Here is a 23,828-nt window from a genome sequence, read left to right on the forward strand (position 1 = left end):
TGGTTTTATCCTCGCAGATCCGGTGCAAAGTGCGCTGGCGGGTGCATGGCTGCTGTTTGCGTTCATCGGCACCGGCAGCAGCTTCCTCGCCTTTGCCGCGCTGGCGCAAAAACACAACATCGCCAACCCCGGTTACGCCCATAAATCATTTTACTACCTTGGCGGGCTGACCGAAGGCAGCGAAACCATTCTGCTGTTTGTGCTGAGCTGCCTGTTCCCCGGCTGGTTTACCCTACTGGCGTGGGTATTTGGCGCACTATGCTGGCTGACGACGCTGAACCGCATCTGGGGTGGCTATCGGACGTTGAAGCGGTAAACCTCCGTTTTATCTCCCAGCCCTGGGTCGGCTGAGATGCGTTCCCGACGCTCACAGCCTCCGCCCGCTCCCGGCGTCCGGACCCTGGTCAGTCGGAGAGAAAACGGAGGCGATTTAAGCCGGAACAACGGCCACGCTTTTGTCTCTCAGCCACATTCAAACCCCACGTCGCGTTAAATCTAAAAGCCACGATCTTGTTCCCGGCGCCGGGGGCTGTCAGGGGGAATGGCGTATTTCCCCCTGACACGTTCACCGTTCGCGGCAGTGACAGAGATAATCTGCTGTGCGGGTGAACGGAACAACTGCGGGCTGACAGATTTCCCTCTGATAGAGGGTAGAGTGAAGGTTACTCTGGCTTACGTTCCCCGCTAACCACCGGGTTTTTAGGATCGGCGCTCCATTCATACCAGCCGCCGTCGTACAGGCTGACGTTCTTCCAGCCCATTGCCCGGGCATACATCAGCGTTTCTGAGGCGCGCCAGCCGGTGCCGCAGTAGAAGGAAACCTGCTGCTCCGGTGTGATATTCCACTCTTTCCACATCGCCGCTATGTCGCTCCCGGTGCGCATTGTGCCGTCCGGGTTGTGGAAATCTTCCATATGCGTGGAGTCCGAACCCGCGTGGCCCCAGCGTGCGCCGGCAATTTCACCTTTTGGTTTGATGTAGCTGTAGCCGCTGGTGGTGCCGATAAACTCAGGCCAGGAACGAATGCTGACCAGCGAGGCATCTTTGCGGTGTAGCAGGGCTCGGGCCTGTTCCATGTCCAGCACCAGCTGCGGCTGGCCGGGGATGGCGGCCCCGAAATCAGGTGCCGGTTCGACCTTCTCAGGCAGTCCGCGTTCAACCGGTAAATCAGCCGCGCTCCAGGTCGTCCAGCCGCCGTCCAGCAGGCGAACATCTTTCACCCCGGCGTAAAGCATGATCACCGCTACTCGCGCCGCGGCGTAGACATCGCGCCCGTACAAAATCACCGTTGTGTCGTGGCGGATGCCGTGTTTTGCCAGCATCTCTTTGAGTTTCTGGTCAGAAACTTTGTTCCACAGCGGCTCGCTTTCCACCTCTTCGGTATTGATATAGTCCGCGCCCGGAATATGGCTGAGCAGGTATTTCTTCGGCTTGCCCCAGCCCGCTTCTATAACCTTCCAGTCCCCAGCTGGAGCGGCAGTAACCGGCTTTTTATTCTGTAAATCATGGAGCCACCGGGGGTAAACCAGCTGTTCAAAATGTGCCAATTTTTGCAGGCGGGAAGGCTCTTTCAGGCCATCTGCGAGCATCGCAACGTGGCTGAAGCCCAGTTTTTCGAGGCGGTTTTTTACCGCCTGAGCGTTATCGCCGTAAAGTGCAATGAGGCCGGTTTTATCCAGCTGATGCTGTTTCACCCACTGCCCGAGCTGCTCATCGTTCATCAGCGTAAGCCAGCTGGCTGAAAGATTGAGCGCGGCCGGTTCATGCCCGCCCGTGCCGTTAAGCGACTGAGGCCAGCCGTTGTAAAACGCGCTCGGGCGCGTATCGATAACGGTGCCGTTTTCAGCTTTTACGCTGGCGAAGTTAAGGCTGGATGGCATAGCGGCGGCGAAGGAACATTGTGACAGCCCGGCAAGCAGCAGGGCGGTGGTTAACTGAGAAACACGTTTCATCTAATAACCTGAAGGATAGCAAAAGAGACGCCATTCTATTCACCCCCGGTTCTGGCTTCTTTGCGATATCTCATGTTCGGTTCCTTAAAGCCGGATAACCTGGCTGCCCGCTGGGATATCCTGAGGATCGTGGGTGACCAGCACCACCGGCAGCCCCAGACGTTCGGCTTCCTGCCAGACAAATTGCCGGAATGACTGGCGTAGCGGCAAGTCCAGCCGGGAAAATGGCTCATCCAGCAGCAGCGCTTGTGGCTCGGCCAGTAACGTGCGCAGCAGGCTTATTCGTGAACGTTCGCCGCCGGAAAGCGTAGCCGGATCTCTGCGTTGATAGTTTTCCAGGCCAGCACTCTCCAGCGCCTTTGCCACCAGGCTTTGCCGGTGCAAGCGCCCCCTTGCGGCTGCCGGAAGCGCCATCATTAAATTTTGCTCGACGTTAAGATGCGGAAACAGCAGCGCATCCTGAAACAATATCCCCGTGCGGCGGCGTTCAACCGGGAGCGTCTCTATCCTGCGCTGGTTTAGTAGCAGCGTTCCGCTGGCGCTAAAGGGTGGGTGTAAATCCCCGACCATCCAGTTTAAAAATGTTGATTTCCCGGAGCCGGACGGCCCCATCAGGGTGACGACTTCGCCTGCGGCGACCGTAAAACTGATGCTCCCGAGCAGCGGAAAACCGTCTTTAAAAATGGAGCAATCTTGCACGCTGAGCATTAGCGTAATCCTTTTCGATAGAAACCGGCCAGGCGGCTTAGCTGGGCCGTGGCGATAAATACCAGCAGCGGAAGCAGGGTTTGCAGCAGCGCCTGGATAGCAAATTGCTGCGGATCGCCGCCGCTGCTGAGTGCTACGGCTTCGGTAGTCGTCGTGGTAAAGCGCCCCGCGCCCGCATACAGCGTGGGGAGATATTGTGCGATGCTTACCGAGAAGCCTACCGCCAGAGCCGCCAGCAGGGGGCGAATCAGCAGGGGGATTTTTATCAGGCACAATATTTTGCCGCGTGACCAGCCAAAAGTTCTCGCCGTAAGCACTGAACGAGCGTCTATGCCCTGCCAGGCGGGGCGGAGAATAATCAAAGTATAGGGCACGACCCAGAGAAGATGGCTCCAGATAAGCGCGCCCGGGCTGCCTTCCAGCCTCAGCCTGAGCAGCAGCTGATATTGCCCTGCGGCCAGAGGGAGCGCGGGAAGCAACAAAGGAAGCAGCAGCCAAAAATCATGGTGCCGCTCGCCACCTTCCAGCCACAGCAGCACGATAATGACCGCAAGCAGGGCGCTGACCAGCCCGGTAAAAAGGCTGGTAATGAGCGGCGAAAGCGCGGCCTGCTGCCAGCCGCCCAGGGAAAAGGCTTCGGGGAACAGCGCCGGGTAAAACCATCCTTCCGCGCAGGACCATACGGCTAAAATAGCGGCGGCACACAGCCCGATGAGCGATAAGGTTCGGGCTAAGGTCCGGGCGAAACAATTGAGACTGAAATCACTACGCCGCCCGGAGAAATGCGCGCCGGTTTGCCTGACCAGGCTCCACAGTAAGCGCCCGCCAAAAATAAAACCGCCCAGCAACAGCAGTAAAATGCAGGATGCCGCCAGGCCCATTGCCTGCCGTTGGGTATCGCTGTCGGTCAGCCATTGCCAGGCCAGCACGGCGAAGGTCGGCGGATTATCGGGGCCGAGTATCAGCGCGACGTCGACAACCGAAAGGCTATAAGCCGTAATTGCCACCAGCGCCCAGCCAAGCCGGGGTAACAGCTGCGGCACCAGCACCCGCAGGCGCGATTGCAGCTCGCCGTAGCCGAGGGAGCGGGCGACGGTTAGCTGCTGGCTTATCCGCTGCGCTCCGAGCTGAGCGCCCGCAAACCACAGCAGAAACCAGGCTTCTTTCAACGCCAGCATCAGCCCCAGGCCCACGCCGTAATTATCCGCTGGCAGGGAGAGGCCGAGCGCCCTTGGCAGCCAGCCGCCATCCGCAAACAGAAAGTAAAAGCCGCTGGCAAAAGCTACGTGGGGAAAGGCCAGCAGCGGCGGGAGGCGGCGAAGATAGCGTTGCCAACGCTCTCCCGGATAGAGGCCGCACAGAATAATTAGCGCCAGCAGCAGCGCCCCGGAAACGCTAATTAAAGTTGAGACAAGCGTTGTCTCCAGCGCCTCGGGCCACTGGGAGTCGCGCCATAAAGCCAGCCATATTTCGCCCGCCAGCAGCGGTTTCGCCATCAAAACGAATCCGGGCAACAGCGGCATAAATACGATGCCAGCCGCCAGCCATGCCGCGCAGGCAAAGCCCTTTTTCATCGGGAACCGTAACGCCGGAGCCAGGCCTGCTCAATCGCCGTCACCCAGGCTGCATGAGGTTCAGCGAGGAACGGCACCGGGCGCTGGCTGCGCGGTGCCAGTTTTTCCAGCTGTGTTTTTTGGGCGGCGGGCAGGCTGCTGCTATCCAGCACGCTCGCGTCCCCCCAAACGGCGGGATCGGCCTTGCGGATTTGGGCTTCCGGCGACATCAGAAAATTCGCCACTACCTGAGCGCCCGCTTTGGCGCTGCTGTTGGCCGGAATAGCAACAAAATGCACGTTCCCCAGCATGCCGTTGTTAAAGCCAAACGAGCGCGCAGAAGCCGGGAGCTGGCGGCGGCCGATCAGGTTGTCAACGTGGGCCGGGTTGAAGGTCAGGGAAAACAGAAGCTCGCCGTCGGCCAGCATGCGATCCATCCTGGCCGGGGTTGGCGGGAAGCTTTTTCCTTCGCGCCACAGGTAAGGGTGAAGCTGGTCGAGATAGTGCCAGAGCGGGGCGGTAACCTGCTCAAAAGTCGCCGGATCGGGCGCGGCCTTCAGCGTATCGGGCGTTTTGGTCAGCACAATCAGCAGTTGCTCCAGGAACGCGGTGCCGGTGAAATCCGGCGGACGTGGGTAGCTGATTTTCCCTGGATTAGCTTTGGCAAACGCCAGTAGTTGTAAGGGCGTTTGCGGGAAAGCGGGCGTGCGCTGTTCGTCGCCGATAAACATCAGTTGGGCGCTGCCCCAGGGGGCTTCTGAGCCGTCAACCGCGACGGAGAAATCTTCCCGCACCGGTTTTTTGCTGTCCACATAGCGCCAGTTGGGCAGGGTTTCGGCCCAGTTTTCGCTGAGCAAGCCCGCCTGCTTGAGCACGCTAAAGTTTTCGCCGTTCACCCAAAGCAGGTCTACCGAGCCACCGTTTTTTCTTCCGGCGGCGGCCTCGCTCTGAATGCGCCTCACCGCATCTGCGGCGTCCGCCAGCTTGACGATTTTAAGGTTCACGCCGTAGTGGGTTTTTACCTCAGCTTTTACCCAATCCAGATAGCTGTTTACGGCGGGGTCACCGCCCCAGGCATTGAAGTAAACCGTCTGGCCATTTGCCTGCTGGCTGAGGTTTTGCCAGCTGCCTTGCCCGGCCATAGCTCCGAAGCTGGTCAGCGTCAGGGCGAGGAGTAAGGCTCTTATTCCAGGAGCAAAAAGTTGCAAGATAAAGTCCTCAGTACGTTATTTAGCGGTTCGCTTTACCAGCCAGCGCGAAGCCAACGGCAGCAGACCGAGCAGGGTGAACATCAGCATCATGCCCGGAGAGACAATATCCCGCAGGCTCTCAATCTGGCTAAGCTGCCTGCCGGTATTGATATACACCACGATGGCGGGGAGCATGCCCAGCAGGCTGATAAAGGCATAGCGCGTGATGCTAATCGGCGTCAGCCCCATTAATAAGTTCACCAGTACAAAAGGGAAAACCGGCGTCAGCCGCAGCGCAAAGAGATAATGCCCGCCGTCGCGTTCCACCCCCTGACTCACTCTCTCCATCATGCGCGAAAAGCGCCTCTGCACCCAGTCGCGCAGCAGGTAGCGGCTTAGCAGCATGGCTACTGTCGCGCCGCAGGTTGCCGCCGTTGCGACGAGCAGTGTACCGAACGCCAGGCCGAATAATGCTCCGCCCATCAGCGTGAGCAGCGTTGCGCCGGGGATAGAAAATGCCGCAATAAGAAAATAGCTGATGAAGAAAGCGCTCGCCGCCAGAATGGGATGTTCGGCATGCCACAGCGTGAGCTGAGCCTGAGAGTGCTGAAGCGCCGCCAGGCTTAGGGTTCCGGGAGGCAGCCAGACCAGAAACAACGCCACAACAAGCACCAGCAGCAGGAAGATGATTTTACGCACGCGTCGTCCTTGCTTCTCGCCCGATGGTATCCATTTTTATCTTCTCTGTACTTTAAAGGCAGGGAGTATAGCGGAGTGTTTGAGGGGTTGAGGAGGCATGGTTTTCACAACTTTCCCGCTTCTTGAGTTATGTCATGAAGCGGGCAAAAAGCGGATACAGGATTATACATTTCTGCACGCACGCCTGCGCTCAGCCCGGGCGTTTAGTTTGCTTTGGACATTTGTTTAATCAGCCAGTGGGAGACCAGCGGCAGCAGGCCAATCAGGGCAAAAAGCAGCAGAATACCGGGAGATAAAATATCCCGCAGGCTCTCTATCTGGCTAAGCTGGCGGCCGGTGCTGATGTAAAGCACGATGGACGGCAGCAGCCCGAGAAGGGTGATAATAGCGAAGCGGGCGGCGGAGATAGGCGTCAGCCCCATCGCCAGATTAATGATTGAAAAAGGCAGTACCGGCACCAGCCGCAGGGCAAACAGATAGTGCGTAATATTGCTTTTTAAACCCTGGTTCAGCTTTGCCATCGTCGTTGAAAACCGGGTTTGCACCCAGTCATGCAGAAAATAGCGGCTCAGCAACATGGCAACGGTTGCGCCGCTTGCCGCCGCGGTCGCCACCAGAGCTGTCCCTTCTATCAGGCCAAACAGCGCGCCGCCCATCAGAGTCATTATCCGGGTGCCGGGAACGGAAAGGGCGGAAATCAGGAAGTAGCCGAGGAAAAAGGCGCTCATCACCAGCGCCGGGCGCTCGGCATGCCAGAGCGCGAGCCGGGCGTGATATTTTTGCAGCGTTGCCAGGCTGAGCGTGCCCGGCGGCAGCATAATGAACAGCAAGAGCAGCAGCGTGGCCAGCAGCAAAAACAGGAATTTACGCATTCTGTTCGCTCCTCGTCAGGGTAATAAACCGCATCTTGCTGTCCTTTTCAGGTGACCATTTGAGCTTTAGTATTCCTCTTACAGCTTAAACTGCGCCCAAACAGGCGCGTGGTCGGACGGTTTTTCCATGCCGCGGATCTCGTAATCAATGCCGGTTGCCACGCAGTGCGGTGCCAGTCCCTTGCTTGCCAGCAGCAGGTCGATACGCAGGCCGCGGTTATCGTCAAAGCCTTTTGAGCGGTAGTCAAACCACGAGAATTTATCCTGTGCTTCCGGGTTCGCGTGGCGATAAGTATCTACCAGCCCCCAGCCGAGCAGGCGTGCCATCCACTCGCGTTCTTCCGGCAGGAACGAGCATTTGCCGGTACGCAGCCAGCGTTTGCGGCTCTCTTCGCCGATACCGATATCCAGATCCGTTGGGCTAATGTTCACATCACCCATAATCAATACCGGATTTTCCGGGTTTAACTCGGTTTGCAGGAAGTTTTGCAGATCCTGATAAAACTTAGCTTTGGCCGGGAATTTGGTCTCATGATCGCGGCTTTCACCCTGCGGGAAGTAGCCGTTGATAACGGTAAGGTTGCCAAACGGCGACGGGATTTCCGCCATGATAATGCGGCGCTGGGCGTCTTCTGCATCGCCGGGGAAGCCTTTGCGCACCGAAATTGGTTTTTCTTTGGTCAGGAGCGCTACGCCATAGTGGCCTTTCTGGCCGTGATAAAAGACGTGATAGCCGAGCTTAGCCACGTCTTCCAGCGGGAACATATCGTCATGCACTTTGGTTTCCTGCAGACCGATAACGTCCGGCTGATGCTGTTCCACGATGGCTTCAAGCTGATGCGGACGGGCGCGCAGGCCGTTGATATTAAAAGAGACAAATTTCATAGTCGCTGCCAGGTTGTCAGGTTAATTGTTGCAGGATGGTAGCAGAAAACGGCGCGTGTTGCTGCGTTGTGGGCAATCGCTGTCATAGGCGCGCAGGGTGAGCGAAAATAAAGCAACAATTGCACCAAAATTGATCCATATGCGCAAAAAGGGGGCGAAAACGGCAGGCAAATCCCGAAGGCGATCACAATTCCAGCATTATATTTTACCACTGCATAATATTTCGTGTTTTCGTGTCGCGATTCAGGCGTCACGTTAAAACTATGCACTTTCTATTCATTTTTTATGAATAACGCTAATTCCTAACTCCTTGATTTTTCGTTTCACCCCTCGGTTTATGCAATTTTAGCGCTGGCTGGCACGAAGCCTGCAATCTACATTTACAGCGCAAACACTCAATTATTTAACATTTAATAAACTTTTTGTTTACCGTGAGGGGTCACTATGTCGCAGTCAATTACACGCCAAAATTTCGACGAATGGATGATGCCGGTTTACGCCCCTGCGCCTTTTATTCCGGTACGCGGCGAGGGTTCCACGTTGTGGGATCAGCAGGGTAAAGACTACATCGACTTCGCGGGCGGTATTGCGGTTAACGCCCTGGGGCACGCTAATCCAGAATTGCGTAAAGCGCTGGAAAGCCAGGCGGCGAAGTTCTGGCATACCGGCAACGGCTACACCAATGAGCCGGTTCTGAAGCTAGCTAAACAGCTTATCGACGCGACATTTGCCGACAAAGTGTTCTTCTGCAACTCCGGAGCAGAGGCTAACGAAGCCGCGCTGAAGCTGGCTCGTAAATACGCGCATGACAACTTCGGGGCGCAAAAGAGCGGCATCGTAGCGTTCAAAAATGCGTTCCATGGCCGCACTTTGTTTACCGTTACCGCCGGCGGGCAGCCTGCATACTCCCAGGACTTTGCGCCATTGCCGCCGCAAATCAACCATGCGGTATTTAACGATCTACAATCCGCCCGCGATCTGATTAATGATGATACCTGCGCGGTGATCGTGGAGCCGATGCAGGGAGAGGGCGGCGTAGTACCTGCCACGCCTGAGTTCCTTCAGGGGCTGCGCGAACTGTGTGACAAACACAATGCGGTACTGATTTTTGATGAGGTGCAAACCGGCGTGGGCCGCACCGGCTCGCTGTACGCGTACATGCATTACGGCGTAACCCCTGACGTGCTTTCTACCGCGAAAGCGCTCGGCGGCGGCTTCCCGATAGGCGCTTTGCTGGCGGGTGAGCGTTTTGCCAAAGTGATGACCGTGGGCACCCACGGCACCACGTATGGCGGCAACCCGCTGGCGTCTGCCGTGGCGGGTCGCGTGCTGGAAATCATCAATACGCCTGAAGTTCTGAACGGCGTGAAGCAGCGCCACGAATGGTTTGTGGAACGCCTGAATCACATTAATCAGAAACATCAGCTGTTCAGCGAAGTGCGCGGTCTGGGCTTGTTAATCGGCTGCGCGCTGCGGCAGGAACACGCCGGTAAAGCTAAACTTATTTTGCAGGCCGCCGCGCAGGAAGGTCTGATGATGTTGATAGCCGGAGCCAACGTGCTGCGTTTTGCCCCGGCGTTAACCGTCAGCGAGGCGGAAGTTCAGCTCGGTCTGGATCGCTTTGAACGTGCCTGCGAACGCTTCCTTGCGGGAGTCTCATCATGATGGTTATCCGCCCGGTTGAAAGAGGCGATCTGTCGGGGCTGCTTGCGCTTGCCGGGAAGACCGGCGGCGGGCTGACCTCGCTGCCCGCCGATGAAAAAACGCTGGCCGACCGAATCGAACGCTCGCTGCAAACCTGGCAGGGCGGGCTGCCGAAAGGAGACCAGGGCTATGTTTTTGTGCTGGAGGATTCCGCCAGCGGCCAGGTGGTCGGCATCTGTGCGATTGAAGTTGCCGTCGGGCTTAATGACCCCTGGTACAACTACCGGGTCGGCACGCTGGTGCATGCCTCTAAAGAACTGAATATCTACAACGCGCTGCCGACGCTGTTTCTGAGCCACGACCATACCGGGAGCAGCGAGCTATGCACGCTGTTTCTCGACCCGGCATGGCGCAAAGAGGGCAACGGCTACCTGCTGTCTAAATCGCGTTTTCTGTTTATGGCCGCCTTCCGTGAGCGGTTTAACGAGAAAGTGGTCGCCGAGATGCGCGGCGTGATTGACGAGCACGGGCATTCCCCCTTCTGGGAAAGCCTTGGCAACCGCTTCTTCTCGATGGAGTTTGCCCGCGCCGACTATCTGTGCGGCACCGGGCAGAAAGCTTTTATTGCCGAGCTGATGCCGAAGCATCCGATTTATACCGACTTTCTGTCTAAAGAAGCGCAGGCGGTTATTGGTCAGGTGCATCCTCAGACTGCACCAGCCCGGACCGTGCTTGAGGCCGAAGGGTTCCGCTACCGCAACTATGTCGACATTTTCGACGGCGGCCCGACGCTTGAGTGCGATATCGACCGCGTGCGTGCCATCCGCAAAAGCCGTCTGCAAACACTCGCTATCGGCCAGCCCGCGACGGACGAACTGCCGCTTTGCCTGGTTGCCAACGAAAATTACCACCAGTTCCGCGTGATGCTGATTAAGGCCGATCCGAAAGGCGAGAAACTGGTGATTGATGCCGCCACCGCCGATGCGCTGAAGTGCGCAAGCGGTGACACCGTACGCGTGGTGCGCCTGTGCCCCGAGGAGAAAAAAGTATGACTAACTGGATCAATGGACATTGGGTTCCCGGACGCGGCGAAGCTTTATTAAAACACAACCCGGTAAACGGCTCGCTGCTGTGGGAAGGGCTGGTGGCCGATAAGGCGCAGGTGGATGAAGCCTGTAAAGCGGCGCGAGCGGCTTTCCCCGGCTGGGCAAAACGCCCGTTTGCCGAGCGCCAGGCGATTGTTGAGCGCTTTGCTTCGCTGCTGGAAGCTAATAAAGAGGCGCTGGCCGAAACCATTGCCCAGGAAACCGGCAAACCACGCTGGGAAGCGGCTACTGAAGCTACGGCGATGGTGAATAAAATCGCTATCTCGATTAAATCGTATAATACGCGCACCGGCGAAACTCACTCCACCCTGCCGGACGGAGCGGCAACGCTGCGCCACCGTCCGCACGGCGTGCTGGCTGTTTTTGGCCCTTACAATCTGCCGGGGCACCTGCCGAACGGTCATATCGTGCCGGGGCTGCTGGCCGGGAATACCATTATCTTTAAGCCGAGCGAGCTGACGCCGCGTATTGGCGAGCAGGTGATGAAACTTTGGGAAGAGGCGGGCATACCTGCCGGGGTGCTGAACCTGGTGCAGGGCGGGCGTGAAACCGGGCAGGCGCTCTCCGCCCAGACGGATCTTGACGGCCTGCTGTTTACCGGCAGCGCGGGCACCGGCTACCAGCTTCACCGCCAGTTTGCCGGGCAGCCTGAGAAGATCCTCGCCCTGGAAATGGGCGGCAACAACCCGCTGATCGTTGAAGATCCTCAGGACATCGACGGCGCCGTTCATGTTGCTATCCAGTCTGCATTTATTACCGCCGGGCAGCGCTGCACCTGCGCCCGCCGTCTGCTGGTGAAGCAGGGCGCTCAGGGCGATGAATTTATTCGCCGGCTGGTAGAAGTTTCAGCCCGCCTTCAGCCGGGCGAGTGGGATGCCATGCCGCAGCCGTTTATCGGCGGGCTGATTTCGGTACAGGCCGCAGAGCGCGTGCTGACAGCCTGGCAGGAGCATCTGGCGCGCGGCGGAAAACCGCTGCTCGAACCCAAAATGATGCGCCCCGGCACCTCGTTGCTGACGCCCGGCATCGTCGATCTTAGCGGCGTGGCTAACGTGCCGGATGAAGAAGTCTTTGGTCCGCTGCTGGCGATCTACCGCTATGAGAGCTTTGACGACGCCATCCGCATGGCTAACAACACCCGTTTTGGCCTGGCAAGCGGGCTGATTTCGCCTTCGCGCGAGCAGTTCGACCAGCTGCTGCTGGAGGCTCGTGCCGGGATTGTGAACTGGAATAAACCGCTGACCGGGGCGGCCAGTACCGCACCGTTTGGCGGAGTCGGGGCTTCCGGCAACCACCGGGCAAGTGCCTGGTATGCGGCAGATTACTGCGCCTGGCCGATGGCTTCCCTGGAGAGCACCGGCTTCCCGCTGCCGCAAACGCTTAGCCCGGGGCTGGATTTTAGCCGCGAGGAGCAGCCATGAAGAAAGCGCGTGAAGCCAATTTCGACGGACTGGTGGGCCTGACCCACCATTACGCCGGGCTGTCGTTTGGGAATGAAGCCTCCACGAAGCACCAGTTTCGCGTTTCTAATCCGAAGCTGGCGGCGAAGCAGGGGCTATTGAAAATGAAGGCGCTGGCGGATGCCGGTTATCCGCAGGGCGTGATTGCCCCGCAGGAACGGCCAAACGTTGGCGTGCTGCGCCAGATTGGCTTTAGCGGCAGCGATGAGCAGGTAGTAGAGCGGGCGGCTCGCCAGGCTCCGCAGTTGCTGTCTGCCGCCAGTTCGGCTTCTTCTATGTGGGTGGCGAATGCCGCCACCGTTGCGCCCTCCGCCGATACGCTCGACGGCAAAGTACACCTGACTGTTGCCAACCTTAATAATAAATTCCACCGCGCCAGCGAAGCGCCCACGACGGAAAACGTGCTGCGTGCGATGTTCCGGGACGGCAGGCATTTTAGCGTTCACGCCGCGTTGCCCCAGGTTGCGCTGTTCGGCGATGAGGGGGCGGCAAACCATAACCGCTTCGGCGGGGAATACGGCGAACCCGGCACGCAGCTGTTTGTTTACGGGCGCGAGGCGATGCAGAGCGGCCACGCTCCTGCTCGCTACCCGGCTCGCCAGACTTTAGAGGCCAGCCAGGCGGTAGCGCGTTTAAATCAGGTGCGGCCGGAGCAGGTTATTTTTGCCCAACAGAACCCGGCGGTTATCGACCAGGGCGTGTTTCACAATGACGTGATTGCGGTTTCGAACCGGCAGGTGTTGTTCTGCCATCAGCAGGCGTTTGTTGAGCAGCAGCAGCTTTATCGCCAACTGGGTGACAAAGTGCCGGGCTTTTGCGCCATTGAAGTTCCGACGAGCAAGGTTTCAGTTGCCGATGCGGTAGCCACTTATCTATTTAACAGCCAATTGCTCAGCCGCGATGACGGCGGTATGACGCTGGTGTTGCCGGAAGAGTCACGCCAGCATCCGGGCGTCTGGCGCTACCTTAATGAGCTGCTCCTGGCCGATAACCCGATTAGCGAGCTGAAGGTTTTTGACCTGCGTGAAAGTATGGCTAACGGCGGCGGTCCTGCCTGCCTGCGCCTGCGCGTGGTGCTGACCGAACAGGAACTGGCGGCGGTGAACCCGGCGGTGATGATGAACGACACGCTATTTATGACGCTCAACGGTTGGGTCGACCGCTGGTATCGCGATCGGCTAACTCAGGCAGATTTAGCCGACCCTCAGCTACTATTTGAAGGCCGCGAGGCGCTTGACGAGCTGACGCGGATCCTCGACTTAGGCCCGGTATACCCATTCCAGCAGTAGACGGAGGCACAATGATGGATTTTCTGGCGCAGACCCTGGAAGGGAAAGCGCCTAAACAGAGCGAGGGGGCAAATGCGCACCTGAGCTGGCGCTGGTGGGACGAGGGGATATTGACCCTGACGCCGCACCGGCAAACCGGCAAAGCGCTGGTGCTCTCGGCCGGCATTCACGGGAATGAAACCGCCCCGGTAGAAATTCTTGCCCAACTGGTGGATGCCCTGCTGGCGGGTGAACTGCCGCTGGAGTGGCGGCTGATGGTTATTCTCGGCAACCCGGCGGCGCTGCGCGTGGATAAACGCTATACCCACAGCGATATGAACCGCATGTTCGGCGGGCGCTGGCAGCAGTTCCCGGAAAGCGTGGAAACCCAGCGTGCCGCCAGGCTTGAGCACGCGCTTGAGCAATTCTGGTCGCGAAGCGAGGAGCAAACCCGCTGGCATCTCGATATGCATACCGCCATCCGCAGCTCGTACCATCCGCGTTTTGGCGTGCTGCCGTCGCGGCCGCTGCCGTACGGTGAAGATTTTCTGCACTGGCTGGGCTGCGCAGGGCTACAGGCGCTGGTCTTTCACCAGAAGCCCGGAGGCACGTTCAGCCACTTTAGCAGCGAGCACTTCGGGGCTCTGAGCTGCACGCTGGAACTGGGCAAGGCGCAGCCGTTTGGCGCAAATGACCTGAGCCAGTTTGCGGTTACCAAAGATGCTCTGGCGGCTTTATTGAGCGGAGGAGAGCAACCTGCAATGGAAGCGGAGCCGCTGCGTTACCGGGTGGTGCAGCAGTTAACGCGGCTTTCAGACCACTTTGTGCTGCACATGTCCAGGCAGACGCAGAACTTCACCGCATTCCCACGCGGTACGCTGCTGGCGGAAGACGGCGATAAGCGCTTTGTGGTGAATGAAGATAAAGAGTTCGTATTATTTCCCAATCCTGACGTTGCCCCGGGCCTGCGTGCCGGATTGATGCTTCAGGAAATTTAATATTTAAGCAGCTCTTCATTGCCGGGCTGCTTAATCTTTTTGTGTTATTTTAATATTTACAGAAGATTCCTGGAATGCTGCTTTATTCAGCGAGTGGATTGCTGTACACTTTCTTCATATTATCTTTAAAATCAGCGCGTTGTTATATTTTGTTTCAATAATCCCCGCCTTATTCCTTATTTTCTCCATAATTGATGCATTCTTGTTTTATACCCTTGCAATGATTTACCGATGGCATCGCTTCCTTGACGATAAGGCTCGTAAACTCATTCTCGTCAACACGGCGATGCATCTCACTGCGGGTCGTAAATTTAATTAAGAGAGAGAAGGTTAATATTATGCGTAAATTAACAGCACTGTTCGTCGCTTCTACTTTAGCTCTGGGCGCCGCTAACCTGGCTCACGCAGCAGACACCACTCCGGCTACCGACGCTAAAACCGATGCGCCGATGATGCACCATAAAATGATGCGCGGCCCGATGCATGAAATGATGTTCAAAGACCTGAACCTGACCGACGCGCAGAAACAGCAAATTAAAGACATTATGAAAGAGCAGCGCGGCAACATGCAGCGTCCGTCGGTTGAAGAACGCCGCGCAATGCATGACGTGATTGCCAGCGACAGCTTCGACCAGGCCAAAGCTCAGGCTCAGATAGATAAAATGGCCGAGCAGAATAAAACCCGCATGCTGGCCCACATGCAGACTCAGAATAAGATCTACAACATTCTGACCCCGGAACAGAAAAAACAATTTAATGCCAATTTTGAGAAGCGTCTGACAGAACGCCCGACTCACGAAGGTAAAATGCCAGCAGCTCAGTAAGCCTGAGCGAATAAATTAAGACCGCCGGTCCTGTTCACAATAGCGATGTACGCTGTGGACAGGACCGGCGGTTTTCTCATTTCTGCAACATGAGGAGAAAATTGCAGGCTGCTCCGCAGTTTTTTTAGCCCGAACCTGACGATGAAAAATTTGCATTGATCCGCAGGAAAAAAATCGCTAAATCATTGCTACCAAAAATAAAAATGAAACCAGGCGCGGCGTTTTTTTGTGCGGCCTGGGCAGGTGTCATCTAAGGCTACAGCTACGGACACACTCTGCCGATAACAATGATTCAGGGCTAATTGCGCAGGCGATGCGCGAACTTCAGGAGTGGTGATGGAATTCTTTGATATACGGAAAGTGCCGGTCAGTTTATGGCGCAACGGCGCCGGGGAAACCCGGGAGATTTGCTGCTTTCCGCCCGCAACCCGGGATTTCAACTGGCGAGCCAGTATCGCGTCCCTGGCTAACAGCGGAGACTTTCCGGTGTTCCCGCAGGTTGACCGGGTAATGACGCTGCTTGAAGGCAGCGAAGTGGTGCTGGATGCCGGTAAGGCTTTTCGCCATACGCTAAAGCGCTACCAGCCGTTTACCTTTGCCGGTGACCAGCAGGTCAAGGCCGAGGTGACGCGCGGGATGTCGATGGATTTTAATATTATGACCCACCGCGACCGCTGCCGGGCGAAAGTTCGGGTTGCCGACCGCACCTTTACCACCTTCGGCACGCGGGGCGGCGTGGTCTACGTGCTGAGCGGGGAATGGCAGCTTGAAGATAAGCTGTTGTCGCCGGATCAGGGGGCCTGGTGGCAGCAGGGCACCCATACGCTGCGGTTGTTAAAAAATGAAGGGCAACTGCTGTTTAGCGAAATTACCTACCTGTAAATCCTGAGTTTTCTTCTTTTTCTGGCCCGGAAACAGCCGCCGGGCTATGGCCTGTTCTTTAGTTGCGAATAAATTTCACAAGCGCGATCCTGCTCACCGTTCGATAAAAAAGTCCTATGACCAACTGGCGGATTTTTTGGTTTATTAGTTAGCTTGTATATACAAATACATACAGAACAGACTTTTCGACGCCACAGGATGCTGACATGTCAACGCAAAAGAAGTTATCCAGCCTTACCCCCGGTTCCGTTTCGCTAGCGATGCTGCGTGAAATTTACCATGGCACCGTGCTGCTGCGGCTTGACCCCGGCGCGGTAGCGGCCGTTGAGCGGGCGCTTGGCACGGTAGAGGCCATCGTTGCGCACGGAGATGTTGTGTACGGCATCAATACCGGCTTTGGCAAACTGGCGCAAACCACTATCGCCGCCGATAACCTTGCCGAATTACAGCGCAACCTGGTGCTTTCCCACAGCGTCGGTCTCGGCGAGCCGCTGCCGGACGATGTTGTGCGCCTGGTGATGGCCGGCAAAATAATCAGCCTGGCGCGCGGGCATTCGGGCGTACGCATGCTGCTTATCGACAGCCTGATTGCGCTGTTCAACGCGGGCGTGATGCCGGTTATCCCTGAAAAAGGCTCGGTTGGTGCATCCGGCGACCTCGCTCCGCTGGCGCATCTGTCGCTGATGCTGCTCGGCGAGGGCAATGTGCGGGTCAATGGCGAAGAAATTCCGGCTACCGAAGGGCTTAAGCTTGCTGGCGTTGAACCGCTGGTGCTTGGGCCGAAAGAGGGGCTGGCGCTGCTGAACGGGACTCAGGTTTCCACCGCTCTGGCTTTACGCGGGCTGTTTGAAGGCGAAAAATCTTTTGCCGCCGGGCTGGTGGCGGGCGCGTTGTCGCTCGAAGCCATTAAAGGTTCGGTGAAGCCGTTTGACGCACGTATTCATCAGGCTCGCGGTCAGGCCGGGCAGATAGATGTTGCGGCGGCGGTGAGCGAACTGCTTGCCGGGAGTGAGATTGTTGACTCGCACCAGCATTGCGGGCGAGTGCAGGATCCGTATTCCATCCGCTGCGTCCCGCAGGTGATGGGAGCCTGCCTCGACAACCTGCGCCATGCCGCGCGTATTTTGCAGATTGAGGCGAATGCCGCTTCCGATAATCCGCTGGTCTTCAGCGATACCGGAGAGGTGATTTCCGGCGGTAACTTCCACGCCGAGCCGGTGGCTTTTGCCGCCGACATTATTGCCCTGGCGGTTGCGGAGATCGGCGCTATTTCCGAGCGGCGTCTCGCGCTGCTGCTGGACACCGGGCTCTCCGGCCTGCCGCCGTTCCTGGTGAAAGAGGGCGGGATTAACTCCGGCTTTATGATTGCCCAGGTCACCGCAGCCGCGTTGGCTTCCGAAAACAAATCCCTTGCTCACCCCGGCAGCGTTGACAGCCTGCCGACCTCCGCCAACCAGGAAGACCATGTTTCAATGGCGACCTATGCGGCGCGCCGCCTGGGAGCGATGTGCTTTAACACCGCAGCGGTGGTTGGTATTGAGGCGATGGCTGCCGCCCAGGGCATTGAGTTTTACCGGCCGCTGCGCAGTTCGCCGCAGCTGGAGAAGGTGTTTGGTGAGATACGCGAGCGCGTTGCCTTCCTGGAAAAAGATCGCCTCCTGGCACCGGATATCGAGCAAATGCGCCTCTGGGGCGCCAGTGATAACTGGCCTGAGATGATCACCCGCCTGCTGCCTTCTTCGTCGGCGTAAAGTTTAGCGCGCCTCTCTTCCCCGGGAGGCGCTAACCCAGCTCGATGACTTCGTATTCCCCGCTCAGCATCAGCTTGCAGAGAATTTTGTAGCCGTCATTATCGAAACCGTCCGGCGGCTGCCGCAGCGTTCTTGCCTGCTCAAGCTGTTCGACGGACCCCAGATAAAACCAGTGATCGATGATGTGATACTGCGTCAGCTCCGGGCCGCTCTCCACGATAGCCACGGCCTGCTTCCACGGCCAGCAAATCAGCCTTACCTGCTCAAGCGCCATCAGCAGCCGTGAGTGATGATCCTCATGCGTTTCCCTCCCGCAGCAGGCTCCGGCGCAGCGTTTTAGCGCCGAGCGAAAGCAGGCTCTCCCTTTGCTTAGCGGCTCCAGCCCAAGCAGCCCGTAGCAAAGCTGATGTTCGTCGGCCAACTGCTGGAGGATCTGAAGTGCCGCTCTGCGGTTGGCGTACAGCCCGTAAAGGCCAGGCTGGCGAGAGAAATCAACATCTTTGGCATAAACCACCTGAGGGATATCGCCCTGCAAAGAAAGGGAGCAAAGCTGGCGGTTACGGCGCAGGCGCTTGTTGAACAGCGGCTGCTGCTCTTTGATCATCCTTGCTTCGAGCAGCAGCGCTCCCAGTTCTCCCGCGGTGCGCGTAAAGGTTATGCGGCGCGACTGGCGCAGAAGGGGCGCTTCATCCGGGGTGCGGAAGTGGGACATCACGCGGGTGCGAATGTTGACGCTTTTACCGATGTAGAGCGGCATAACGTCGCTCTCGCCGTGGAAAACATAGACTCCCGGCTGCCTGGGCAGGCCGTCAAGCCATGGCCTGAGGTGTTCCGGATATTCATAGACCGCCGCGGCTTCGAACTCCAGCCGCGGCGAATTTGCTCGCCTTACCACATCTGACTCCTGAGTGCTGTTTATATGTCCAGTATAGCAGCGGGTAAGGCGAGGGGGAAATAGCCGTTAGCCGTAACGGCGGGTAGCGAGCCAGCAGAGCAGCGAGCCGCCCACAACCATCAGCACGCCCTGCCAGAAGGCAAAGCCAGGATGCAGGCCCAGCCAGAGCGTTGCCAGCAGGGCAGAGAGCACCGGCGTGAAGTAGGAGGCGGTAGCCAGCAGGGTCATATTCCCGCGCTGAATGCCGTAGTTCCAGGCGGAGTAGGCAACGGCGGTAGAAATGCCCATAAACAGCAGTTGCCCGCTACCCGACAGGGTGAAGTGCATGGGGGGCTGGGCGGTGAAAATAAACTTAACCCACAGCACAACGGCGGTTGCGCAGAAAAACAGGCTGACGCCGCTTTTCCCTTCGCTCCAGCGGCGGGTCAGGTTGCAGTAGAGCGCCCAGACAATGGCTGCGGCAAAGGCCAGCCCGTAAGCCAGCGGATTATCCTGAATATTGTGCCACATGGTTATCGGCGACCAGTCGCCGTCGCCCTTCATGACCTGAACAATTCCGGCAAGGGAGAGCGCCAGCCCCGGCCACAGCCAGAGATTACTGCGCTGGCCGTTGATAAACAGCGCGAAGAAGACGGTCAGGCACGGCCAGAGGTAGTTGATCATGCCCAGCTCAAGAGATTGGGCGCGGGTATGGGCCAGGCCTATTGAGAGCGCCAGGCTGATTTCATAGCCAACAAATAAAGCGCCGCCAACCCAGAGATACCGAAGCGGCAGGTCGCGAATGTTGGGTAAGCCGCGCACAATGCACAGGCAGACCGAACTGACGGTGTACAGCAGCGCCGCGCCGCCGACCGGGCCAAAATGTTCGCTGATGCTGCGCAGCAGGCCTACGGAGGTGCTCCAGAGCAAAATCGCGACCAGGCCGATAACCGTGGCCCGCTGCGGTGAGTTTTCCATGCTAATCCCGTAAAAAAGGCGGCAAATTGCCGCCCTGATGATTTATCTAAACTGAGTCTGAGGCGACTATTTCTTCCAGAAGTCGTCGAACACGGTAATCGGAGGGCGGCGTTTATGCTCGGTTTTCAGATACCAGCCTTCGATAATTTTGGCGGTCTCCGCGGGCAGCGTTTTGCCTTCCAGATAGTCGTCAATTTGCTGGTAAGTTACGCCCAGAGCGGCTTCGTCCGGCAGAGAAGGGCGGTCGTCTTCCAGGTCAGCGGTTGGCGCTTTCAGGTAAAGGTGTTCCGGGCAGCCCAGCGTTTTTAACAGCTGTTTCCCCTGGCGCTTATTCAGGCGGAAGATTGGATTAATGTCGGTGCCGCCGTCGCCGTATTTGGTGAAGAAGCCGGTCACCGCTTCGGCCGCGTGGTCGGTGCCGACAACAACGCCTTTGCTCATCCCGGCGATGCTGTATTGAGCTTTCATGCGCTCGCGGGCTTTTTCGTTGCCGCGCACAAAGTCGCTAAGCTCAATACCCGCCTCACGCAGCGCCTGCTCGCTGGCAAGTACCGAGCCTTTAATGTTTACCGTCAGCACGCGGTCGGGCTGGATAAAGGTAATCGCGTCCTGGCAATCCTGCTCGTCGGCCTGCACGCCAAACGGCAGGCGCACGGCGATAAACTGATAGCTCTCGTCGCCGGTCTCTTCGCGCAGTTCGCTGATGGCCAGCTGGCACAGTTTGCCGGTCAGGGTTGAGTCCTGGCCACCGCTGATCCCCAGCACCAGAGATTTAATGAACGGGAAAGTTTTAAGATATGTTTTCAGGAAATCGACGCTGACGCGGATCTCCCGGGCGGCGTCTACCTGCGGCTTAACGCCCAGTGCCTGAATAATCTCTTGTTGCAGAGCCATTTAACCCCTCCGATTACCGAGTGCCCGCAACGCGCAGGCAGAAAATTTTGCTGCCTTAAAACTTACCCTGTTGCGGTTAAAACGACAAGGCTCAAAGGGTTAGGCACGCCTCGGGCGGCGACTTTTAGCGCAAACCAGCGGTTAATCTCGTGGATACTCCATTTGTCCGAATTTCAGATCATTAACGGTAACAAGTTGAAAAATGTTCTTTAATATTCCAGGCTTATCTAACACGCAGGATCAACACGTTGATTGATGAGGATGATTATGAATAATAAATTTGCAGGTTTTTTAGGCGCGGCAGCAGTAATGACTATGTTGGCAGGGTGTACGGCTTACGATCGTACCAAAGATCTGGTCACCGAGCCGGTGGTAAAAGATGTTAAAAAGGGCATGACCCGTGCTCAGGTACAGCAGATTGCCGGGAAGCCTTCTTCCGAAGTGACGATGATCCACGCCAAAGGCACCTGCCAGACTTATATTCTTGGCCAGCGTAACGGTAAAGCGGAAACCTACTTTGTCGCGCTGGATGACGCAGGCCGCGTGATGAACTCTGGCTACCAGAGCTGCGCCGAATACGATACTGACCCGCAGGCACCAAAAGCTTAATGCACAATTGAATACCGGCCCGGTCGCTTTTGCCACCGGGCTTTTTTATGGCCCAAATATTTTGCCTGACGGCGTGGGTGTGGAAAGGGCTGAGATCGGGGGCGACGAGCCGACATGAAATCCGCTATTATGGGGATGTTGTTAACTAATCTTCTTTGAATTTCGTAGCCTATGAAACCACTTCGCCAACCGAATACTCGCCCGATAATTACCTACAAGCCTCGCGTGGAACCGGCACCGCCCGCTCATGCCTGGCGCGTGGATGGCTTCAAAGATGTCTATCTGCTGCGCGGGCAGTACATCGCGTTTGTGCTTTTGGGGGACGCCTTCCGCCAGTCGCCGCCGTTTACGCTGCCGGAGTCGGCGCAGCGCTGGGCAACGCAGGTTCGCCAGGAAAACGAAGTATAAAAAAAGGCCGCTAAGAATAGCGGCCTTTTTTTATACTTACGGTGGATTAGCGGTGGGCTAATTCCACTTCTTCATCGCTGTTCAGGATCTCTTTATCAGTCTGCTTCATCAGCTGGCTGGTGATTGTCCCGGCGGTCATCGAGCCGCTTACGTTCAGGGCGGTACGGCCCATGTCGATAAGAGGTTCAACGGAAATAAGCAGCGCGACCAGCGTGACCGGCAGGCCCATAGCAGGCAGGACGATAAGCGCGGCGAAGGTTGCACCGCCGCCCACGCCGGCAACGCCCGCGGAGCTAACGGTGACGATGCCCACCAGGGTCGCAATCCATACCGGGTCAAACGGGTTGATGCCAACGGTTGGCGCAACCATCACGGCCAGCATAGCAGGGTAGAGACCGGCACAGCCGTTCTGCCCGATGGTGGCGCCGAAGGAGGCGGAGAAGCTGGCGATGGACTCCGGCACGCCAAGACGGCGGGTCTGCGCTTCAACGTTCAGCGGAATGCTGGCGGCGCTGGAGCGGCTGGTGAAGGCGAAGGTCAGCACCGGCCAGACTTTACGGAAGTATTTCACCGGGCTAACGCCGTTGAACGCCAGCAGAACCGCGTGGACGCCAAACATAATCGCCAGGCCAAGGTAGGAAGCAACAACGAAGCTGCCCAGCTTGATGATGTCCTGCAGGTTGGAACCGGCGACCACTTTGGTCATCAGCGCCAGCACGCCGTATGGCGTCAGCTGCATCACCAGGCGAACCAGCTTCATCACCCAGCTTTGCAGTGTGTCGATGGCTACCAGTACGCGCTCGCCTTTCGGGGCATCATCTTTCAGCAGCTTCAGGGCGGCCACGCCGAGGAAAGCGGCGAAGATAACGATGCTGATAATAGACGTCGGGCTTGCGCCGGTCAGGTCAGCAAACGGGTTCTTCGGCACGAAGGAGAGAATAAGCTGCGGTACGGTCAGGTCGGCAACTTTGCCGATGTAGTTCGACTGAATGGCTGCCAGGCGTGCGCTTTCCGCATTGCCCTGCACCAGGCCTTCAGCCGTCAGGCCAAACAGGTTGGTGACCAGCACGCCGACCAGAGCGGCAATCAGAGTGGTAAACAGCAGCGTCCCGATGCTCAGGATACTGATTTTACCCAGCGAAGAGGCGTTATGCAGCTTGGCTACCGCGCTCAGAATGGAGGCGAACACCAGCGGCATGACGATCATTTGCAGCAGCTGGACGTAGCCGTTACCGACGACGTTAAACCACTGAATGGAATCTTTCAGAACCGCACTTTCGGAACCATAAATGGTGTGCAGCGCCAGGCCGAAGACCACGCCGAGTACCAGACCGGCCAGCACTTTTTTGGCCAGGCTCCATTGTTTGTGGCGGGTTTGCGCCAGCAGCAATAGCAAAACAACGAACACCACAATGTTCGCTATCAGTGGAAAATTCATCCCCGTATCTCCTGATTTATTGTCATACAGCCGCTGTTACGCCGCCGTTATGTTGCAAAGCGTAACAGACTCCGCAGCACTGTCTTATATCCAAAAAGAATTGATTATTACCAAATGATGTTTCGGGGTTAATTAATGCTCAGCCTGGTGATTTAACAAGCTATAAAAGCTCATTTGTAAGGAATTTATCATTTGTGAGGACCAGCGCACTGCACCGTTTTCGGGCATGTTCTGCGGCATCCACACCGCGAAGCCAAACAGCGCCATGCAGAGCACGCGCTCCAGCTGGTTGCCTTTTTGCGGCCTGACGACGGGGAAACGAAAGCGCCAGCGACACGGCCAGAGCAGCGGCACTCCGGCGGGCGTCAGCATGTCGGCGATAATGTGGCTCAGGTAACCCAGCACCATGCCCTGAATAGCATCCGCCGGGATAACCCACGTTTCCGGTACTTTCAGGTAACACAGCGCCAGCCCGGCAAAGACGGCGAACAGGCTGTGGGTGAAGCCTCGATGCCCGCACATGCGCGCCACGGGCTTAGAGATCCACTTCAGCCGCTGGCCAAGAAAGGATTTGGGGTGGTCGATATCGGGGAGCAGGCAGGTCAGGATCGCGGACGGCACAATGTGCCACCAGTCGCCCTGGGCAAGTACGGGCGTAAGCTCGGCGTTTTTGGCAAATACTGCACAGGCAATAGAAAAAAGCAGGTGGCCTTCCGCCGTCATGATACAACCCGAATAAAAACTGTCGATTCATCCAGTATAGGGTTTTTGTACAGTATTCGGAAGAGGTGACGCTGTAACATTTTGTCAGCAAAATGGGCGGCCTGAGCCGCCC

At 57.4% G+C, this 23,828-nt stretch carries 22 protein-coding genes and 1 pseudogene; 11 read left to right on the forward strand and 12 right to left on the reverse strand.

Annotated features, from left to right (window positions below):
• A pseudogene (locus tag HMPREF0201_RS07655) lies at positions 1-316 on the forward strand (CDP-alcohol phosphatidyltransferase family protein); the annotation flags it as partial.
• A gap of 346 nt (positions 317-662) precedes the next feature.
• On the opposite strand, the gene HMPREF0201_RS07660 reads toward HMPREF0201_RS07655, so the two are convergent.
• The 7 genes from HMPREF0201_RS07660 to xthA all read right to left on the reverse strand — a co-directional run bounded on the left by HMPREF0201_RS07660 (position 663) and on the right by xthA (position 7,859).
• The gene (locus HMPREF0201_RS07660) at positions 663-1,952 is read right to left on the reverse strand and encodes a sulfurtransferase (protein ID WP_016535975.1); all 1,290 of its coding nucleotides are present in this window, start codon (positions 1,950-1,952) and stop codon (positions 663-665) included.
• A gap of 84 nt (positions 1,953-2,036) precedes the next feature.
• Positions 2,037-2,660, reverse strand: coding sequence for an ATP-binding cassette domain-containing protein (locus HMPREF0201_RS07665; RefSeq protein WP_016535976.1), 624 nt, complete (start codon positions 2,658-2,660; stop codon positions 2,037-2,039).
• Positions 2,660-4,234 (reverse strand): ABC transporter permease, encoded by a 1,575-nt coding sequence (locus HMPREF0201_RS07670; RefSeq protein ID WP_016535977.1) that lies wholly within the window; start codon positions 4,232-4,234, stop codon positions 2,660-2,662. Before HMPREF0201_RS07670 ends, HMPREF0201_RS07665 begins: the two co-directional genes overlap by 1 nt.
• On the reverse strand, positions 4,231-5,355 hold the full coding sequence (locus tag HMPREF0201_RS07675; RefSeq protein ID WP_055696352.1) for an ABC transporter substrate-binding protein: 1,125 nt from the start codon (positions 5,353-5,355) through the stop codon (positions 4,231-4,233). Before HMPREF0201_RS07675 ends, HMPREF0201_RS07670 begins: the two co-directional genes overlap by 4 nt.
• A gap of 84 nt (positions 5,356-5,439) precedes the next feature.
• Positions 5,440-6,102: a TVP38/TMEM64 family protein gene (locus HMPREF0201_RS07680; protein WP_016535979.1), complete on the reverse strand. Its 663-nt coding sequence runs from the start codon at positions 6,100-6,102 to the stop codon at positions 5,440-5,442.
• Between the two features lie 203 nt (positions 6,103-6,305).
• Positions 6,306-6,974 (reverse strand): TVP38/TMEM64 family protein, encoded by a 669-nt coding sequence (locus HMPREF0201_RS07685; protein ID WP_016535980.1) that lies wholly within the window; start codon positions 6,972-6,974, stop codon positions 6,306-6,308.
• Between the two features lie 78 nt (positions 6,975-7,052).
• Complete coding sequence (gene xthA / locus HMPREF0201_RS07690; RefSeq protein ID WP_016535981.1) at positions 7,053-7,859, reverse strand: exodeoxyribonuclease III; 807 nt, start codon at positions 7,857-7,859, stop codon at positions 7,053-7,055.
• Positions 7,860-8,303: 444 nt separating this feature from the next.
• Here xthA and astC point away from each other — a divergent pair, with 444 nt between their 5' ends.
• From astC to hutH, 8 genes are all read left to right on the forward strand, one after another.
• Positions 8,304-9,524 carry a succinylornithine/acetylornithine transaminase gene (astC, locus tag HMPREF0201_RS07695; protein ID WP_016535984.1) on the forward strand — a complete coding sequence of 407 codons (1,221 nt, stop codon included), beginning with the start codon at positions 8,304-8,306 and terminating at the stop codon, positions 9,522-9,524.
• Positions 9,521-10,555: an arginine N-succinyltransferase gene (gene astA / locus HMPREF0201_RS07700; protein WP_016535985.1), complete on the forward strand. Its 1,035-nt coding sequence runs from the start codon at positions 9,521-9,523 to the stop codon at positions 10,553-10,555. Before astC ends, astA begins: the two co-directional genes overlap by 4 nt.
• A complete protein-coding gene (gene astD, locus HMPREF0201_RS07705) occupies positions 10,552-12,030 on the forward strand; it encodes a succinylglutamate-semialdehyde dehydrogenase (protein ID WP_016535986.1) in 1,479 nt (492 codons plus the stop codon). The genes astA and astD overlap by 4 nt, the downstream gene beginning before the upstream one ends.
• Positions 12,027-13,358: an N-succinylarginine dihydrolase gene (gene astB, locus HMPREF0201_RS07710; RefSeq protein ID WP_016535987.1), complete on the forward strand. Its 1,332-nt coding sequence runs from the start codon at positions 12,027-12,029 to the stop codon at positions 13,356-13,358. Before astD ends, astB begins: the two co-directional genes overlap by 4 nt.
• An 11-nt stretch (positions 13,359-13,369) precedes the next feature.
• Positions 13,370-14,335, forward strand: a complete 966-nt coding sequence (astE, locus tag HMPREF0201_RS07715) for a succinylglutamate desuccinylase (protein ID WP_016535988.1) — start codon at positions 13,370-13,372, stop codon at positions 14,333-14,335.
• 338 nt (positions 14,336-14,673) lie between these two features.
• The gene (gene spy, locus HMPREF0201_RS07720; RefSeq protein ID WP_016535989.1) at positions 14,674-15,159 is read left to right on the forward strand and encodes an ATP-independent periplasmic protein-refolding chaperone Spy; all 486 of its coding nucleotides are present in this window, start codon (positions 14,674-14,676) and stop codon (positions 15,157-15,159) included.
• Positions 15,160-15,495: 336 nt separating this feature from the next.
• Entirely contained in the window at positions 15,496-16,041 is a 546-nt protein-coding gene (gene ves, locus HMPREF0201_RS07725) for an environmental stress-induced protein Ves (RefSeq protein WP_016535991.1), read from the forward strand.
• A gap of 206 nt (positions 16,042-16,247) precedes the next feature.
• On the forward strand, positions 16,248-17,792 hold the full coding sequence (hutH, locus tag HMPREF0201_RS07730; protein ID WP_016535992.1) for a histidine ammonia-lyase: 1,545 nt from the start codon (positions 16,248-16,250) through the stop codon (positions 17,790-17,792).
• 31 nt (positions 17,793-17,823) lie between these two features.
• Here hutH and cho read toward each other — a convergent pair whose 3' ends face one another.
• From cho to nadE, 3 genes are all read right to left on the reverse strand, one after another.
• Positions 17,824-18,687, reverse strand: coding sequence for an excinuclease Cho (cho, locus tag HMPREF0201_RS07735; RefSeq protein ID WP_039898101.1), 864 nt, complete (start codon positions 18,685-18,687; stop codon positions 17,824-17,826).
• A gap of 66 nt (positions 18,688-18,753) precedes the next feature.
• Positions 18,754-19,644, reverse strand: coding sequence for an aromatic amino acid DMT transporter YddG (yddG, locus tag HMPREF0201_RS07740; RefSeq protein ID WP_016535995.1), 891 nt, complete (start codon positions 19,642-19,644; stop codon positions 18,754-18,756).
• A 66-nt stretch (positions 19,645-19,710) separates the two neighbouring features.
• Positions 19,711-20,538, reverse strand: coding sequence for an ammonia-dependent NAD(+) synthetase (gene nadE, locus HMPREF0201_RS07745; protein WP_016535996.1), 828 nt, complete (start codon positions 20,536-20,538; stop codon positions 19,711-19,713).
• 267 nt (positions 20,539-20,805) lie between these two features.
• Between nadE and osmE the strand changes: the two genes are divergently transcribed.
• Positions 20,806-21,147, forward strand: coding sequence for an osmotically-inducible lipoprotein OsmE (gene osmE, locus HMPREF0201_RS07750; protein WP_039899236.1), 342 nt, complete (start codon positions 20,806-20,808; stop codon positions 21,145-21,147).
• Positions 21,148-21,318: 171 nt separating this feature from the next.
• Entirely contained in the window at positions 21,319-21,555 is a 237-nt protein-coding gene (gene cedA / locus HMPREF0201_RS07755; protein ID WP_016535998.1) for a cell division activator CedA, read from the forward strand.
• A 46-nt stretch (positions 21,556-21,601) separates the two neighbouring features.
• Here the strand turns inward: cedA and HMPREF0201_RS07760 are convergent, their stop codons facing one another.
• The gene (locus HMPREF0201_RS07760) at positions 21,602-22,993 is read right to left on the reverse strand and encodes an L-cystine transporter (RefSeq protein ID WP_016535999.1); all 1,392 of its coding nucleotides are present in this window, start codon (positions 22,991-22,993) and stop codon (positions 21,602-21,604) included.
• Between the two features lie 132 nt (positions 22,994-23,125).
• On the reverse strand, positions 23,126-23,716 hold the full coding sequence (locus HMPREF0201_RS07765) for a metal-dependent hydrolase (RefSeq protein ID WP_016536000.1): 591 nt from the start codon (positions 23,714-23,716) through the stop codon (positions 23,126-23,128).
• Between the last annotated feature and the right edge of the window lie 112 nt (positions 23,717-23,828).

The sequence above is a fragment of the Cedecea davisae DSM 4568 genome (assembly GCF_000412335.2).
GTDB lineage: Bacteria > Pseudomonadota > Gammaproteobacteria > Enterobacterales > Enterobacteriaceae > Cedecea > Cedecea davisae.